At 69.0% G+C, this 13,900-nt stretch carries 15 protein-coding genes; 7 read left to right on the forward strand and 8 right to left on the reverse strand.

All coding sequences use genetic code 11. The annotated features are described in order from the left end of the window. The first annotated feature begins 53 nt into the window (after nt 1-53). Nucleotides 54-629 (forward strand): L,D-transpeptidase family protein, encoded by a 576-nt coding sequence (locus tag HMF7854_RS05400; RefSeq protein WP_126718154.1) that lies wholly within the window; start codon nt 54-56, stop codon nt 627-629. On the opposite strand, the gene HMF7854_RS05405 is transcribed toward HMF7854_RS05400, so the two are convergent. The 4 genes from HMF7854_RS05405 to HMF7854_RS05415 all read right to left on the reverse strand — a co-directional run bounded on the left by HMF7854_RS05405 (nt 613) and on the right by HMF7854_RS05415 (nt 3,490). Next, nucleotides 613-1,722: a sensor histidine kinase gene (locus HMF7854_RS05405; protein ID WP_126718155.1), complete on the reverse strand. Its 1,110-nt coding sequence runs from the start codon at nt 1,720-1,722 to the stop codon at nt 613-615. The two genes, HMF7854_RS05400 and HMF7854_RS05405, sit on opposite strands and share 17 nt — an antisense overlap. 112 nt (nt 1,723-1,834) lie before the next feature. After that, a complete protein-coding gene (locus tag HMF7854_RS05410; RefSeq protein WP_126718156.1) occupies nt 1,835-2,812 on the reverse strand; it encodes a quinone oxidoreductase family protein in 978 nt (325 codons plus the stop codon). 36 nt (nt 2,813-2,848) lie between these two features. Beyond that, the gene (locus HMF7854_RS15705; protein ID WP_185829166.1) at nt 2,849-3,022 is read right to left on the reverse strand and encodes a hypothetical protein; all 174 of its coding nucleotides are present in this window, start codon (nt 3,020-3,022) and stop codon (nt 2,849-2,851) included. A 108-nt stretch (nt 3,023-3,130) separates the two neighbouring features. Next, nucleotides 3,131-3,490: a hypothetical protein gene (locus HMF7854_RS05415; RefSeq protein ID WP_126718157.1), complete on the reverse strand. Its 360-nt coding sequence runs from the start codon at nt 3,488-3,490 to the stop codon at nt 3,131-3,133. 171 nt (nt 3,491-3,661) lie between these two features. Here HMF7854_RS05415 and panB point away from each other — a divergent pair, with 171 nt between their 5' ends. From panB to HMF7854_RS05430, 3 genes are all read left to right on the forward strand, one after another. Further along, entirely contained in the window at nt 3,662-4,537 is an 876-nt protein-coding gene (gene panB, locus HMF7854_RS05420; RefSeq protein ID WP_126718158.1) for a 3-methyl-2-oxobutanoate hydroxymethyltransferase, read from the forward strand. A 98-nt stretch (nt 4,538-4,635) separates the two neighbouring features. Beyond that, entirely contained in the window at nt 4,636-5,337 is a 702-nt protein-coding gene (locus tag HMF7854_RS05425; protein WP_185829167.1) for a tetratricopeptide repeat protein, read from the forward strand. A gap of 18 nt (nt 5,338-5,355) precedes the next feature. Then, nucleotides 5,356-6,675 carry an outer membrane protein assembly factor BamB family protein gene (locus HMF7854_RS05430; RefSeq protein ID WP_126718160.1) on the forward strand — a complete coding sequence of 440 codons (1,320 nt, stop codon included), beginning with the start codon at nt 5,356-5,358 and terminating at the stop codon, nt 6,673-6,675. Between the two features lie 346 nt (nt 6,676-7,021). Here the strand turns inward: HMF7854_RS05430 and HMF7854_RS05435 are convergent, their stop codons facing one another. Then, nucleotides 7,022-7,237 carry an endonuclease domain-containing protein gene (locus HMF7854_RS05435; protein ID WP_185829168.1) on the reverse strand — a complete coding sequence of 72 codons (216 nt, stop codon included), beginning with the start codon at nt 7,235-7,237 and terminating at the stop codon, nt 7,022-7,024. A 405-nt stretch (nt 7,238-7,642) separates the two neighbouring features. Here HMF7854_RS05435 and der point away from each other — a divergent pair, with 405 nt between their 5' ends. Both der and HMF7854_RS05445 read left to right on the forward strand, forming a co-directional pair. Continuing rightward, nucleotides 7,643-9,001: a ribosome biogenesis GTPase Der gene (der, locus tag HMF7854_RS05440; RefSeq protein ID WP_126718162.1), complete on the forward strand. Its 1,359-nt coding sequence runs from the start codon at nt 7,643-7,645 to the stop codon at nt 8,999-9,001. An 82-nt stretch (nt 9,002-9,083) separates the two neighbouring features. Next, a complete protein-coding gene (locus HMF7854_RS05445; RefSeq protein WP_239016850.1) occupies nt 9,084-9,515 on the forward strand; it encodes an Hpt domain-containing protein in 432 nt (143 codons plus the stop codon). A gap of 3 nt (nt 9,516-9,518) precedes the next feature. Here HMF7854_RS05445 and HMF7854_RS05450 read toward each other — a convergent pair whose 3' ends face one another. From HMF7854_RS05450 to HMF7854_RS05460, 3 genes are all read right to left on the reverse strand, one after another. Continuing rightward, complete coding sequence (locus tag HMF7854_RS05450; protein WP_126718163.1) at nt 9,519-10,787, reverse strand: DUF418 domain-containing protein; 1,269 nt, start codon at nt 10,785-10,787, stop codon at nt 9,519-9,521. 53 nt (nt 10,788-10,840) lie between these two features. Continuing rightward, the gene (purL, locus tag HMF7854_RS05455; protein ID WP_126718164.1) at nt 10,841-13,072 is read right to left on the reverse strand and encodes a phosphoribosylformylglycinamidine synthase subunit PurL; all 2,232 of its coding nucleotides are present in this window, start codon (nt 13,070-13,072) and stop codon (nt 10,841-10,843) included. Between the two features lie 84 nt (nt 13,073-13,156). Further along, nucleotides 13,157-13,501, reverse strand: coding sequence for a hypothetical protein (locus HMF7854_RS05460; RefSeq protein WP_126718165.1), 345 nt, complete (start codon nt 13,499-13,501; stop codon nt 13,157-13,159). A 91-nt stretch (nt 13,502-13,592) separates the two neighbouring features. Between HMF7854_RS05460 and HMF7854_RS05465 the strand changes: the two genes are divergently transcribed. After that, complete coding sequence (locus tag HMF7854_RS05465; protein ID WP_239016851.1) at nt 13,593-13,853, forward strand: hypothetical protein; 261 nt, start codon at nt 13,593-13,595, stop codon at nt 13,851-13,853. The last annotated feature ends 47 nt before the right edge of the window (nt 13,854-13,900 follow it).

Below are 13,900 nucleotides of genomic sequence, written 5' to 3' on the forward strand. Positions count from 1 at the left end.
GCGGCACTTTTTCCCGCATCGCGTCAAGGGGACACATTCGAGGGCGAGGGGCCATGCGGATTTCGAAGGGGCTGGTGACGGCGACGCTTGGCGCGCTGCTGGTGGGGGCCTGTGCGAACCAGCCCAGGCAGGTGGCGCTTGCGCCGCCGCCTCCGGCCGAGCCGCAGCTCCCCTACAAGTGGACACAGGGCAATGCCCCGCAGGCGTACAAGGATGCGGTCGCGGCGTTCGGGCCGCTGGCGCTCAAGCCGGGCGAGTATAAGTGGACGGCCGCGGTTCCCACGAACGGCGACACGAAGGTCGTTATCGATCTGCTGCGCCAGCTCTTCTTCGTCTACCGCGCGGACCAGCTCGTGGGCGTCGCCACCGTCTCAAGCGGCAAGAAGGGCCGTGAAACCCCGCTCGGCTTCTGGTCGGTCATGCTCAAGAAGAAGAAGGGCTACAGCCGCAAGTACGACAATGCGCCGATGCCCTACATGCAGATGTACGATCCCAAAGGCATCGCCTTCCACGCCGGGGCCAATCCCGGCCACCCTGCCAGCCACGGCTGCGTGCGCCTGCCGCTCAAGTTCGCCGAGCGGCTGTTCGACCTGACGCAGGTCGGCACCAAGGTCACGATCGAGGGGTAGGCGCCTCGTCGCTGGTGACCGGCTCGGCCGCGAGCCGCGCTCCGGGAAACGGCGAGTCGATGGTGAACACCAGCCCGTCGGGCTCGTAGCGGGTCCATACGCCGTCCGGGAAATAGGCGCGGAGCGAGCGTTCGATCATCAGCGTTCCAAAGCCGCGCCGGGTCGGTGGTCTGACCGGCGGGCCGCCATGCTCCTGCCACGCCATCGTAAAGTGCGGGTCGACCTCGCCGTTGGCGAGCAGCGACCAGCTCAGGTCGACGGTGCCGCTGTCGTTGGACAGCGCGCCATGCTTCATCGCGTTGGTGACCAGCTCGTGCAGCGCGAGGGTGAGGGCGAGCGCTGGTAGTGGCTTGATGCAGATTGCCGGGCCGCTCAGCCGAAAGCGGCTGTCGATGCCGCTGCTGGTCGCGACCGCGTTGCGGACCAGATCTCGGATCGGCGCCTCCTCCCATTCCGCCGCGGTCAGAACGTCGGCGGCACGGCCGATCGCCGCTAGCCGTTGGGACAAGTTGACGTTGGCAGTGCCAAGATCAGTGGCGCGGCGCAGTGTTTGATTGACGACCGCCTGAATGATGGTGAGCAGATTTTTGAGTCGATGGTTCAGCTCGCCCGCCAGGAGTCGCTGGCGGTCATGTAGCAGAACCTGCGCCGTGGTCTCGGTAACGATGTCGAGCATGCCGACCACCTTGCCGGTCTCATCCCGAATGGGACTGAAGCAAAAGGTGAACCAGACCTGCTCGGGCGGGCCGTTCCGCTCGATCGTGAGCGGCCAATCCTCGATGTAGTTGGCGCAGCCGGCAAACGCCTCGCACACCAGCGGAGCGAGAGAGGGCCAGACCTCGCTCCAGATCTCGTCGAAGCGCCGGCCGAGGGCATCGGGCTTGTTGCCGAGAATGGGTAGATAAGCGTCGTTGGGAAAAGTGACCAGCCCATCGCCCCACACAACGCATTGCGGAAAATGCGATCCGAGGATCAGGCCGAGACTGGTCTTGAGAGCGGCCGGCCACTTTTCGGGCGGCCCTAGCGGATCGGACGACCAATCGCGCGACCGGATGGTTGCACCCATCTTGCCGCCGTTGTTCAGAAAGCTCAACACACGACCGCGCCCCTTCGAGCCGATACGTTAACTGCGCTGTAGGTGGTTGACAACGGGCCAAATTAATACGGTGAGTTTCCGCAACGAACTGGCTGTTGTCGGGTGGAAATCACGGCAGCAGCACCGTTGATCCGCTGGTGCTCCGCGCTTCCAATTGCCGCTGGGCCTCGGCGGCGTCGGTCAGCTTGAAACGCTGGCCGATCTCGACCTTGAGCTTGCCGGAGCGGACGAAGTCGAACAGCCGGTCGACCGACTCCTGCCGCTCCTCGGCGGTGACGGCATAGTCGAACAGGGTCGGCCGGGTCACGAACAGGCTGCCGTGCGCCGACAGGATGGCAAGGTTGACGCCGTCGACCGCGCCGGACGCGTTGCCGAAGCTGACGATCAGGCCGCGTCGACGGGCGGACTTGAGACTGTCCTCCCAGGTCGCCTTGCCAACCCCGTCGAAGACCGTCTTCACGCCCTTGCCGCCGGTGAGCTCGCGGGCGCGTTCGGCGGTCGGCTCCTGCTTGTAGAGGATGATCTCGTCGGCACCGAGCGCGCGCGCCTTGTCGGCCTTCTTCTCGTCGCCCACCGTGCCGATGACGCGGGCGCCGATCGCCTTCAGCCACTGGACCATCAGCTGCCCGACTCCGCCGGCGGCGGCATGGACGAGGACGTCGTCGCCGGCTTCAACGCGGGCGCAGCGTTCGACCAGCGCCTCGACGGTGCAGCCCTTGAGGAGCACCGCGGCGGCGGTCTCGTCGTCGATGTCGTCCGGCAAGTGGACGAGGCTGTCGGCCGTCACGTTGCGGGCCGAGGCGTAGGCTCCGCGGGCCGGGCCGAAGGTGCCGACGCGATCACCTTCGCGGAAGCCGTCCACCTCCGGCCCGACCGCGACGACGGTCCCCGCGCCCTCGACCCCCAGGCCGGAGGGCAGCGGGCCCTTGTAGAGGCCGGTGCGGTGATAGACGTCGATGAAGTTGAGGCCGGCGGCGCCGGTCTTCACCTGCACCTCGCCGGCGGCCGGGGCGGGAAGCTCGCGCTCCTCCCACTCGATGACCTCCGGACCGCCGTTGCGGCGGATGATCGCGCTGGTCGCCTTCATGTCGTGCCGGTCTCCTCCTGGTGCCGGCACCGGCGCCTAGCAGGCGAGGAGCGGCCGTTCCGACGAAACGCCGCTGAGACTGCGCAGTTGCTCGAAATGGAGGGCAGCCAGCCGCAGGTGCGCACGGGCGGCCTTGAGGCTGGGCGCGGTCAGGCCGAGGTCGAGCTCGCGGCGGGCGCGCTGGCGATGATAGTCGATGTCCTGCTCCATGCCGCCCCTATGGCACGCGGATGTGACAGGTTGATGTGAGGCTGGAAACCGGCTGGAAACAAGAAAAACGGGCGGCGCAGAGGCCGCCCGCTCCCTCGGTCGCCTGGCTTAGCGCGGCCGGCGCTTGTGCTTGCGCGAGGTCGTGGTGGTGGTGGTGCTGGTCGAGTCCGTCGTGGTCGGGCTCGTCGTGGTGGTGTCGGTGGTCGGCGCCGTGCCCAACTGGTCGCTGCCCGACCCCGTGGTGGTCGTCGAGTTGCCGGGGGTGGCCGGCGTGGCGGGGGTCGCCGGAATTCCCGCCGACGGGTCGGCCGGGGTGGCCGGCGTCGCGGGCACCGTGCCGCTGGGCGTGGTCGCCGGCGGGGTGGTGGTGGTTGTGGTGCTGCCCGACGGAGGCGTGGTGGTCTGGGCGAGGGCGGCGGCGCTCAGTCCGACGCTCGCCGCGACGGACAGGATGATGGTCGCTCGCATGAAACACTCCTGATGATTATCAATGTTGCGCCGGGCCTCGGGGGGCTTGAAGAGTGCCCGGCGCGACGGACTGGGTAGGCGGGTTCGGGATTAACCCAAGCCGTTGTCGGCAGGGCGATGAGGCGGCAGGGTTGGCCGACCGTTTCGCGTTCGTCTAAGCGAAGGGTAGCCATGTCCACGTTTACCATCGACACCGCGACAAGCCGCGCGACTCCAACGCCGCTGCCCGGCAAGAGGATGACCGTTCCGGCCATCAAGAGCCGCAAGGCGGACGGCTCGACGGCGCAGCCGATCGTCATGCTGACCGCCTACACGATGCGGATGGCGCAGCTGCTCGACCCCCATTGCGACGTGCTGCTGGTCGGCGACAGCCTGGCGCAGGTGATCTACGGCCTGCCCAGCACCGTCCCGGTCACGCTCGAGATGATGTGCGCGCACGGCGCCGCGGTGGTGCGTGGCAGCTGGCACTCGCTGGTCGCGGTCGACATGCCGTTCGGCAGCTACGAGTCCGGTCCCGAGCTGGCCTTCGCCAGCGCCGCGCGGATCCTCAAGGAGACGGGCTGCGCGGCGGTGAAGCTCGAGGGCGGCGAGGCGATGGCGCCGACGGTCCGCTTTCTCGTCGAGCGCGGCATCCCGGTGATCGGCCACGTCGGGCTGACTCCGCAGGCGGTGAACGCGCTCGGCGGTTACGGCGCGCGCGGACGGAGCGAGGCGGAAGCGGCGAAGATCCTCGCCGACGGCCGCGCGATCGCGGACGCCGGGGCGTTCATGCTCGTCGCCGAGGGCGTGATGGAAGCGCTGGCCGACGACCTGACCCGCGCGGTGACCTGCCCGGTGATCGGCATCGGCGCCTCGGCCACGTGCGACGGCCAGGTCCTCGTCATCGACGACATGCTGGGCATGTTCGAGCGGGTCCCCCGCTTCGTGAAGCGCTATGCCGATCTCGCCACCGAGATCGACCAGGCGGTCGCGCGCTACGCGGGCGAGGTGCGCGGGCGCAGCTTCCCCACCGCCGAGCAGACCTACCGCCCCAAGCCGCAGGGCTAGGCAGCCGCGCGGCGGATCGCTAGACGCGCTCTCGCCATCTGCCGTTCAGCAATCGACGGCCAGAAGGCGGGGGATTGTACAACCATTCGAGGACCAGCTTGGCCATCGCTCCCGAATCCGACGACAGCTTCATCCGCGAGGTCGACGAGAACCTCCGCCGCGACCGCACGGAACAGTTCTTCCGCCGCCACGGCGGGGCGATCGGCGCAGGTGTCGTCGTCTTCCTGGTCGCCGTCGGCGCCTTCCTGTGGTGGCAGAACCACCGCCGTGAGCAGGCCGCCGAGCAGAGCGTCCAGCTCTCGCAGGTGATGAACGACATCGGCGCCGCCAACCTCCGCACCGTCCCGCAGCGGCTCGACGGCCTGTCGGGCAGCAGCAGCGATGGCATCCGCGCCGCGGCGCTGCTCACCCGCGCCGACGTCGCGCTGCAGCAGAACGATCGGCCCGCCGCGGTCGCCGCGTTCCGCAAGGTCATGGACGATGGCGGCCTGCCGCAGCCCTACCGCGACGTCGCGACCATTCGCCTGACCCAGGCCGAGTTCGACAGCATGGCCCCGGACGCGGTCATCAGCCGGCTGCAGCCGCTCGCGCAGTCCGGCAATCCCTGGTTCGGCAGCGCCGGGGAGCTGACCGCGCTGGCGCTGATCAAGGCCAACCGCCGCAACGAGGCGGCGCGGCTGCTCACCGAGGTCGGCGCCGACCAGACCGTTCCCGCCACGATCCGCGACCGCGCCCAGGCGCTCGGCGCGTCGCTCGGAACGCCCGCGGCGGCCGCAGCCGCGCCGGCGCTCGCGCGCTAACTGCTTCAAGGAACCCAGATGAACCGTCGGATCATCCTCCTGCTCGCCGCCACCATTCTCGCCAGCGGATGCAGCGTCATCAACAAGAAGCGGCCGACCACGCCCGTGCTCGGCAACCGCGTCTCGGTGCTCACCAACGAGGCCGACATCAGCATCGACCCGGCCACCGCGGCCGCGCCGTTCAGCATCCCCGAGCCGGTCGCCAACGCCGACTGGGCGCAGCCGGGCGGCGACAGCGACAAGGCGATGAACCATGTCGCGCTCGGAAGCCGGCTGGCGACCGCCTGGACCGCGCAGATCGGGGCGGGCGCGACGCTGCGCGCGCGGCTCGCCGCGGCGCCGGTGGTGGCCGGCGGCAAGGTCTTCACGATCGACGCCAACTCGACCGTCCGCGCCTTTGATGCGCGGACCGGCCGCCAGCTGTGGGCGACCCAGTTCGGCTCCGAGCGCCGCAACGAGGCGTCGCTGTTCGGCGGCGGGCTCGCGGTCGATAACGGCCGGGTCTTCGCGACCAACGGGCTCGGCTATGTCGCCGCGCTCTCGACCGAGAATGGCGGCCGGGTATGGCAGGTCCATCCCGGTGGCCCGCTGCGCGGCTCGCCGTCGGTCAGCGGCGGCACGCTCTACGTGATGAGCCAGGACAACCAGCTCTACTCGCTCAAGGAGCAGGACGGCTCGACCAACTGGTCGGCGGCCGCCGCGCTCGAGATCGCCGGCGTGTTCGGTGCCGGCTCACCCGCCATCGCGCAGGGGACGGTCGTCGCCGGCTTTTCCTCCGGCGAGCTCAACGCCTACCGCTACGAGAACGGGCGGCTGGTGTGGCAGGACGCGCTGCAGCGGACCAGCATCAACAACAGCGTCTCCTCGCTGTCCGACATCGACGCGGATCCGATCATCGACAACGGCCAGGTGTTCGCCGTCGGGCAGGGCGGGCGGATGGTCAGCCTCGACCTCGTCAGCGGCCAGCGCATCTGGGAGCTCAACATCGCCGGAATTTCGACGCCGTGGGTGGCGGGCGACTGGCTGTTCGTGACCACCGACGACGCCAAGCTCGTCGCCATCGCCCGGCAGACCGGCAAGGTGCGCTGGATCAACCAGCTGCCGCGCTGGCTCAAGCCCAAGGCCAAGACCGGTCCGATCCACTATGACGGACCGATCCTCGCCGGCGGCCGGCTGATCGTCACCGGCACCAACGGCGCGGTGATCAACGTCGACCCGGCGACCGGCGCCTTCCAGAACCAGAGCAGCGTCGGGGCGAGCATCAGCCTGCCGCCGGTGGTGGCGGGCCAGACCCTCTACGTCCTTGACGACCGCGGCCGCCTGACGGCGTTCCGCTAAGGATCATTCCTCCCCGCGAGCATCGCTCGCGGGGAGGGGGACCGCTCGGCGTAGCCGAGTGGTGGAGCGGCCATCCGCCGCCGCCGAAGAAGCGCCGACCAGATCAAAGCTCGGAGAGCCCCAAGGCCCCTCAGCCCCTCGCTTCGCGAGCGGTCCCCCTCCCCATTGCTCTGCAACGAGGAGGATGGGAGGGTGGACCTTCCTCATTCCTCCCCGTGAGCATCGCTCGCGGGTAGGGGGACCGCTCGGCGCAGCCGAGTGGTGGAGGGGCCAGGGTTCGCCAGCGCAAGCAGCAGGTCCGCAACCTCGTCGGCATTGCGGAACACGTCCGCGGCAAGCACTCGGATCACCGCCAGCCCAAGCCCGCGCATGTACCCGTCCCGCCGCTCGTCATGGCGGGCGCCTCGGCACAATCATGCGTATTGCCGTCCACCTCGATCACGAGCTTGGCCGCCGGGCAGTAGAAGTCCGCCACATAGGGCCCGATCGCATGTTGCCGCCGGAAGCGGATGCCCGGCACTGCCTTCAGCCGGCGCCACAGGATCAACTCCGCCGGTGACATGCTCCGCCGCTGCCGACGCGCCAACTCCATCGACGATCGTGTCGCCCGCACGGCCCCTCCACCTCTCGCTTCGCGAGCGGTCCCCCTCCCCATTGCTGCGCAAGGGTGAGCATGTGCCGAGCGGCGCTACGCTACCCTGTGGGTCGCCCCATGTCATTCCTCCCTGCGAGCATCGTTCGCGGGGTGGGCCCCTCCACCACTCAGCGTCGCTGAGCGGTCCCCCTCCCCATTGCTGCGCAACGGGGAGGATTGAAGACAATGCCATCCTTAGTCCTCCCTGCGAGCGGAGCTCGTGGGGAGGGGGACCGCTCGGCGCAGCCGAGCGGTGGAGGGGCCTGCTCCCGGTCGCCCCCATCGCCACTCCTGACCCCTGTCATTCTGCGGCTTTTCCGCTATTCGGCCCGCATGCCCCGCCTTCCCACCGTCGCGATCGTCGGCCGCCCCAACGTCGGCAAGTCGACCCTCTTCAACCGGCTGGTCGGCAAGCGGGTCGCGCTGGTCGACGACCGGCCGGGCGTGACGCGCGACCGGCGCGAGGGCGATGCCAAGCTGCTCGGGCTCGAGTTCCGCCTGTTCGACACCGCCGGGTTCGAGGACGAGGACCCGTCGAGCCTGCCGGGGCGGATGCGCCGGCAGACAGAGGCGGCGGTCGGCGATGCCGACGTCGCGCTGTTCCTGATCGACGGGCGCCAGGGCGTGACGCCGCTCGATGAGGAGATTGCCCGCTGGCTGCGCGAGCAGGAGACGCCGGTGATCATCGCCGCCAACAAGGCCGAGGGACGCGCCGGAGAGAGCGGGCGGCTCGAGGCCTATGCGCTCGGGCTGGGCGAGCCGCTGGCGCTCAGCGCCGAACATGGCGAGGGCACGGTCGACCTGTTCGAGGCGCTCCGCCCCTTCGTCGAGCGCGACGAGCTCGAGGAGGAGGAGCACGAGGAGGGCGCCCCCGGGGCGCCGCTCAAGCTGGCGATTGTCGGCCGGCCCAACGCGGGCAAGTCGACTCTGGTCAACGCGATGCTCGGCGAGGAGCGGATGATCACCGGCCCCGAGGCCGGGATCACCCGCGACAGCATCACGCTCGACTGGGCCTGGCAGGGCCGCCCGGTGCGGCTGGTCGACACCGCGGGGCTGCGCAAGCGGGCCAAGGTCGAGGACAAGCTCGAGCGGCTGAGCGCGATGGACACCCGCCGCTCGATCGACATGGCCGAGGTCGTCGTGCTCCTCCTCGACGCGACCCGCGGACTCGAGGCGCAGGACCTTCGGATCGCCGACCAGGTGGTCGAGGAAGGCCGCGCGCTGGTGATCGCGCTCAACAAGTGGGACGTCGCCGAGAATGCTTCCTCGCTGTTCAACGGCGTGAAGGCCGCGCTGGAGGAGGGATTGTCGCAGCTCAAGGGCGTGCCGGTGCTGACCGTCTCGGGCAGGACCGGCAAGGGCATCGACCAGCTGCTCGGCGCCGCCTTCGAGGTGCGGGAGGCGTGGAACCGCCGGGTCCCGACCGGCGAGCTCAACCGCTGGTTCGAGAAGGCGGTCGACGCCAACCCGCCGCCAGCGCCCGGGGGCAAGCGGATCAAGCTTCGCTACATCACCCAGGTCAAGTCGCGGCCGCCCAGCTTCGTGGTGTTCGGGACCCGCACCAGCGAGCTCCCCGATAGCTATGGCCGCTATCTGCTCAACTCGATGCGGCGCGACCTCGACCTCGGCGCGATCCCGCTCCGGCTGACCTTCCGCAGTCCCAAGAACCCGTTCGACCGCGAGCAGCGCTAACCCGCCCTTTACCCTTTGCCCTGTAAGCCGGCGGCTTGTGGGAACCCACGGCCGATGCGCAACGGCCAGCGTGGAGCAAAGCGTGAACGACGACGCCGACATCATCGACTGGCAGCATTTCGAGAAGGCGCGGGCCGAGCTGGGCCCGGGCTTCATCCGTATCCTGAGCTATTTCCGGGAGGACGGCACCAAGTCGGTGCGTCAGATCGAGATGGCCATGCACGAGCAGAACACCGCCGCGCTCGTCATCCCGGCGCACACGATCAAGGGCGAGGCGCGGCAGTTCGGGGCCGAGCCGCTCGCCGCGATCGCCGAGCTGATCGAGGTGACCGCGCGGCTGTGCGTCGAGACCCACCGCTTCCCGGACGAGCTGGTCCCCGAGGTGGTGCAGCTGCGGACCCTGTTCGACCAGACCATCCGGCAGTTCGACCGCGCGACCAACCCGCTGCAGAGCCGGGCGCCGCAGGGCGGGTTCGGACGCCGCTCCGCGAACCAGGACTTCGGGCGGATCTGAGGCCTAGGCCGTCCCCTCGCGCGCGACGCGGGGGGCGGACGGCTTTCGCATCGGCTGCAGGTGGCCGCGCGACAGGCTGCGCCACAGCCATTCGAGCGGGCCGTAGCGATAGCGCTCGAGCCAGGGCTTCGACCAGGCCAGCATGACCAGCCAGAACAGGGGCGCGAGCAGCCATGCCTGCCAGCGCTCGACGCTGCCGTAGAGGCCGAGGCCCCAGCCATAGAAGATGAGGCTGGCGAGGATCGAGGTGCCGAGATAGTTGCTGAAGGCGGCCCGGCCGGCCGCCGCCACCCGATCCCACCACGCGCCACCGCGCCGGCTCAGCAGGATGATCAGCGCGGCATAGCCGAGCGCCTGCAGGGTGATGAGCGGGGTGGCCACGACCACCAGCGCGCCGACCAGCACGATCGGATCGAACCCGCTGACGAGGTCCGCGACGGCAACCGCTCCACTGCCGACAACCCCAACCCCAATACCCCATCCTACCGCGCGGCGATATTGCACGTCGCTCCACGCGCCCGTCAGGAAGCCAGACCGGTAGGCGGCCATGCCGATCAGCATCAGCCCGATCGTCTCAGGGATGAAGATGACGGTGTTGCCGATGACGCTGCCCCAGCGGGCCAGGTTATGAGCGGCAAATCCGGTCCAGCTGCCGAGATGGAGCGCGCGGTCGCGGGCGATGTCCGACGCGCTCGGCTCGAGGCTGCCCATCCCGTCGTTCCAGACCTCCAGTGCGTGGCGGCTCGCGTGCGGGGCATGGGCGGCGAGTTCGGCCTGGTACTGGCCGGCGAGGAACATGGCGAAAAAGGCCATGTTGGCGGCGATGAACAGGCTTCCGAGGATCACCAGCTTGTAGCTCGGGCGGCGGCGGAAGAGGAAGGCGACCAACCCGCTGACGGCGTAGAGGGTCAGGATGTCGCCGAACCAGATCAGGTAGTAATGGACGAGGCCGAAGCCGAGCAGGACCGCCATGCGGCGCAGGTGCACCGCGCGTCCGTTCAGCCCGGCGGCCTCGGCCTTTTCGATCACTAGCAAGGCCGAGGCGCCAAACAGCATCGAAAAAAGCGAGCGCATCTTGCCATCGATGACGAGCATGTTGGCCACCCAGACGAAGAGGCTCGCGCCGCTTGCGCCGCCATAGGCCGAAGGGTTGAAGTAGGCGCTGTCGATCATCGCGAAGGCGACGACGTTGACCGAGAAAATGCCCATTACCGCGATGCCGCGGATGACGTCCAGCGACCGGATCCGACCGGAGTCGTTGCTGCTGTTCATGGCCGGCCCCCTGCTGACCCGGGCCTCATAGCAGATCGGCCGGCGCGGGGTAGCTAGAGCTCCCCGCGCATCAGCGCCCGGAGGAAGCCTTCATGCGCGCTGCGCAGCTCGGCGAGGCTCACCCGCTGTTCGCCGCCGCGGCCAACCAAGTCGAACACCAGCGCGTCGCCGCCCGTGGTGCCGATCCTGACCGCGAACAGCTGCGCCGCATTGGCCGCGGCGCGCACCGCGTCGCCGTCGCGAGTGGTGACCACGTAGCGGCCCTGGTCCTCGCCGAACAGGATGGCGGCGGGATGCGGGATCTGCTCGACCACCGTCATCGTCATGCCGATGTCGCCGGCCAGCGCCATTTCGGCAACTGCAACGGCAGCGCCGCCGTCGGCACAGTCGTGGACGGCCGTGACGTGGCCCCCGGCAATCAGTTGGCGGACCAGCTCGCCGGCGCGGCGCTCGGCGGCGAGATCGACGGGAGGCGGCGGACCATCGCGGCGGCCGTGGACTTCGCGAAGCCAGAGCGACTGGCCGACGTGGCTGTCCGAGTGGCCGATGAGGATGATCTGCTCGCCCGCCGCCTTGAAGGCGATGGTCGCGCTCTTCGACCAATCGTCCATCAGCCCGACCCCGCCGATCGCGGGGGTGGGGAGGATCGCGCTGCCGCCGCCGGTCGCCTTGCTCTCGTTGTAAAGCGAGACGTTGCCCGAGACGATCGGATAGTCGAGCGCGCGGCAGGCCTCGCCCATGCCGTCGAGACAGCCGGTGATTTGGGCCATGATCTCGGGCCGCTGCGGATTGCCGAAGTTGAGGCAGTTGGTGACTGCCAGCGGCCTGGCGCCCACGGCGCAAAGATTGCGGTAGGTCTCGGCGACCGCCTGGCGACCGCCCTCGACCGGGTCGGCATAGCAGTAGCGCGGGGTGCAATCGGTGCTCATCGCCAGCGCCTTGGCCGTCCCGTGCACCCGGACCACCGCCGCGTCGCCGCCGGGCCGCTGGACGGTGTCGGCGCCGACCTGGCTGTCGTACTGCTCCCAGATCCAGCGCCGCGAGGCGAGGTCGGGCGAGCCCATCAGTTTGAGTAGGTCGTTGGCGATGTTGCCCGAGGGCGGTAGCTCACCCAGCGGCGCAACCTTGGCCCAGTCCTTGTACTCGTCCTGGCTGAGATGCGGGCGGTCGTAGAGTGGCGCCTCGTCGGCGAGCGGCCCGAGCGGGATGTCGGCGACGGTCGCGCCATTCCATAGCAGCTCCATCCGGCCGGTGTCCGTCACGGTGCCGATCACCGCGAAGTCCAGTTCCCACTTGCGGAAGATGGCCTCCGCCTCGGCCTCCCGGCCGGGCTTGAGCACCATGAGCATGCGCTCTTGGCTCTCCGAGAGCATCATCTCGTAGGGCGTCATGCCGGTTTCGCGCTGCGGGACCGCGTTCATGTCGAGCCGGATGCCGACGCCGCCCTTGCTCGCCATCTCGACGGAGGAGGACGTAAGGCCGGCGGCGCCCATGTCCTGGATGGCGACGATCGCGTCGGACGCCATCAGCTCGAGGCAGGCCTCGATCAGCAGCTTTTCGGTGAAGGGGTCGCCGACCTGGACCGTCGGGCGCTTCTCCTCGCTGTCTTCGGAAAAGTCGGCGGACGCCATGGTCGCGCCGTGGATCCCGTCACGACCGGTCTTGGAGCCGACATAGACGACCGGGTTCCCGATCCCCGCAGCGGCCGAGTAGAAGATCTTGTTCGTGTCGGCGACGCCGACCGTCATCGCGTTGACCAGGATGTTGCCGTCATAGGCGGGGTCGAAGTTGACCTCGCCGCCGACGGTGGGGACGCCAACGCAATTGCCGTAGCCGCCGATCCCGCTGACCACGCCCGAGATGAGGTGGCGCATCTTGGGATGGTCGGGCCGGCCGAAGCGCAGCGCGTTGAGGTTCGCCACCGGCCGAGCGCCCATGGTGAAGACGTCGCGCAGGATGCCGCCGACCCCCGTCGCGGCGCCCTGGTAGGGCTCGATGTAGCTGGGGTGGTTGTGGCTCTCCATCTTGAAGATGGCAGCCTGCCCGTCGCCGATGTCGATCACGCCCGCATTCTCGCCCGGGCCGCAGATCACCCACGGCGCCTCGGTCGGCAGTTTCTTGAGGTGGATCCGGCTCGACTTGTAGGAGCAATGCTCCGACCACATGACCGAGAAGATGCCCAGCTCGACCCGGTTAGGCTCGCGGCCGAGCGCGTGGAGGATGCGCTCATATTCCTCGGGCGAAAGGCCGTGCTCGGCGACGATCTCGGGCGTGATCTCGGACATGCGCCGCGCCCTAGCCTTGGCGGCGGCAAAGAAAAACCCCCAGCGCCGTGGGCACCGGGGGTCCATGCTTGTTGAGGCGAAGGGTCAGGCCTTGCAGCTTTGGCCCTTGTAGGTGACCGTCGTGTCGGTCGCCGAGCCCTTGAGCTCGCTCGAACCGGCCGCCAGCTCGGTGCCGGCCTCGTCCTTGCTCTTCTTGACGCGGGCGGCGCCGTTGTTGAGCCAGTCGATGTAGACGATGCTGTTGTCCTTGCAGCGATACGACTTGCTGGCGGTGATCGCCGGCGGCAGCGTCACCGGCGGCGCGTTCTTCAGCTCGTTCGCCATCGGGTCGGCAGGGCCGCCGGCGACGATGTTGTGGTCACTGCTGTTGTTGCAGCCGGCAAGCGCAGCGGATGCAGCAACGACGAGGAGGAGGGGGGTCCGAATCATGTTCGCCCCTTTGCGTCCGATCCGGGAGAGGTCAAGCGGCAATGAAAGACTCTCCCCTTGCATCGATGAACGGTGGCTCTAGTCTGACGACATGCGGTCCGACCCTGGCAGCACCATGCAGCGCATCCGGGCCGGGCTGACGGGGCTGGCCATCGTCTTCCTATTCGTGATGCTGGGAACCGCCATCAGCGGATCGAGCGAGAACAGCGCGGCGCCGACGCCGAACGTCGCCGGACCGGTCGCCGAGCCCAACGAGCCGCTGGCCGAGCTGGGCGTCGCGCCGGGCGAGACCTCGACCGACAACAGCAGCAAGAGCGCGGCCGGGAACGCGGCCGCCGGCAAGGGGCGCTAGGACCCCGAGTCCCGATGGTGTGAAGCCAAGCGGGGTCGATCTTCTTT

This window comes from Sphingomonas ginkgonis, from assembly GCF_003970925.1.
Lineage (GTDB): Bacteria > Pseudomonadota > Alphaproteobacteria > Sphingomonadales > Sphingomonadaceae > Sphingomicrobium > Sphingomicrobium ginkgonis.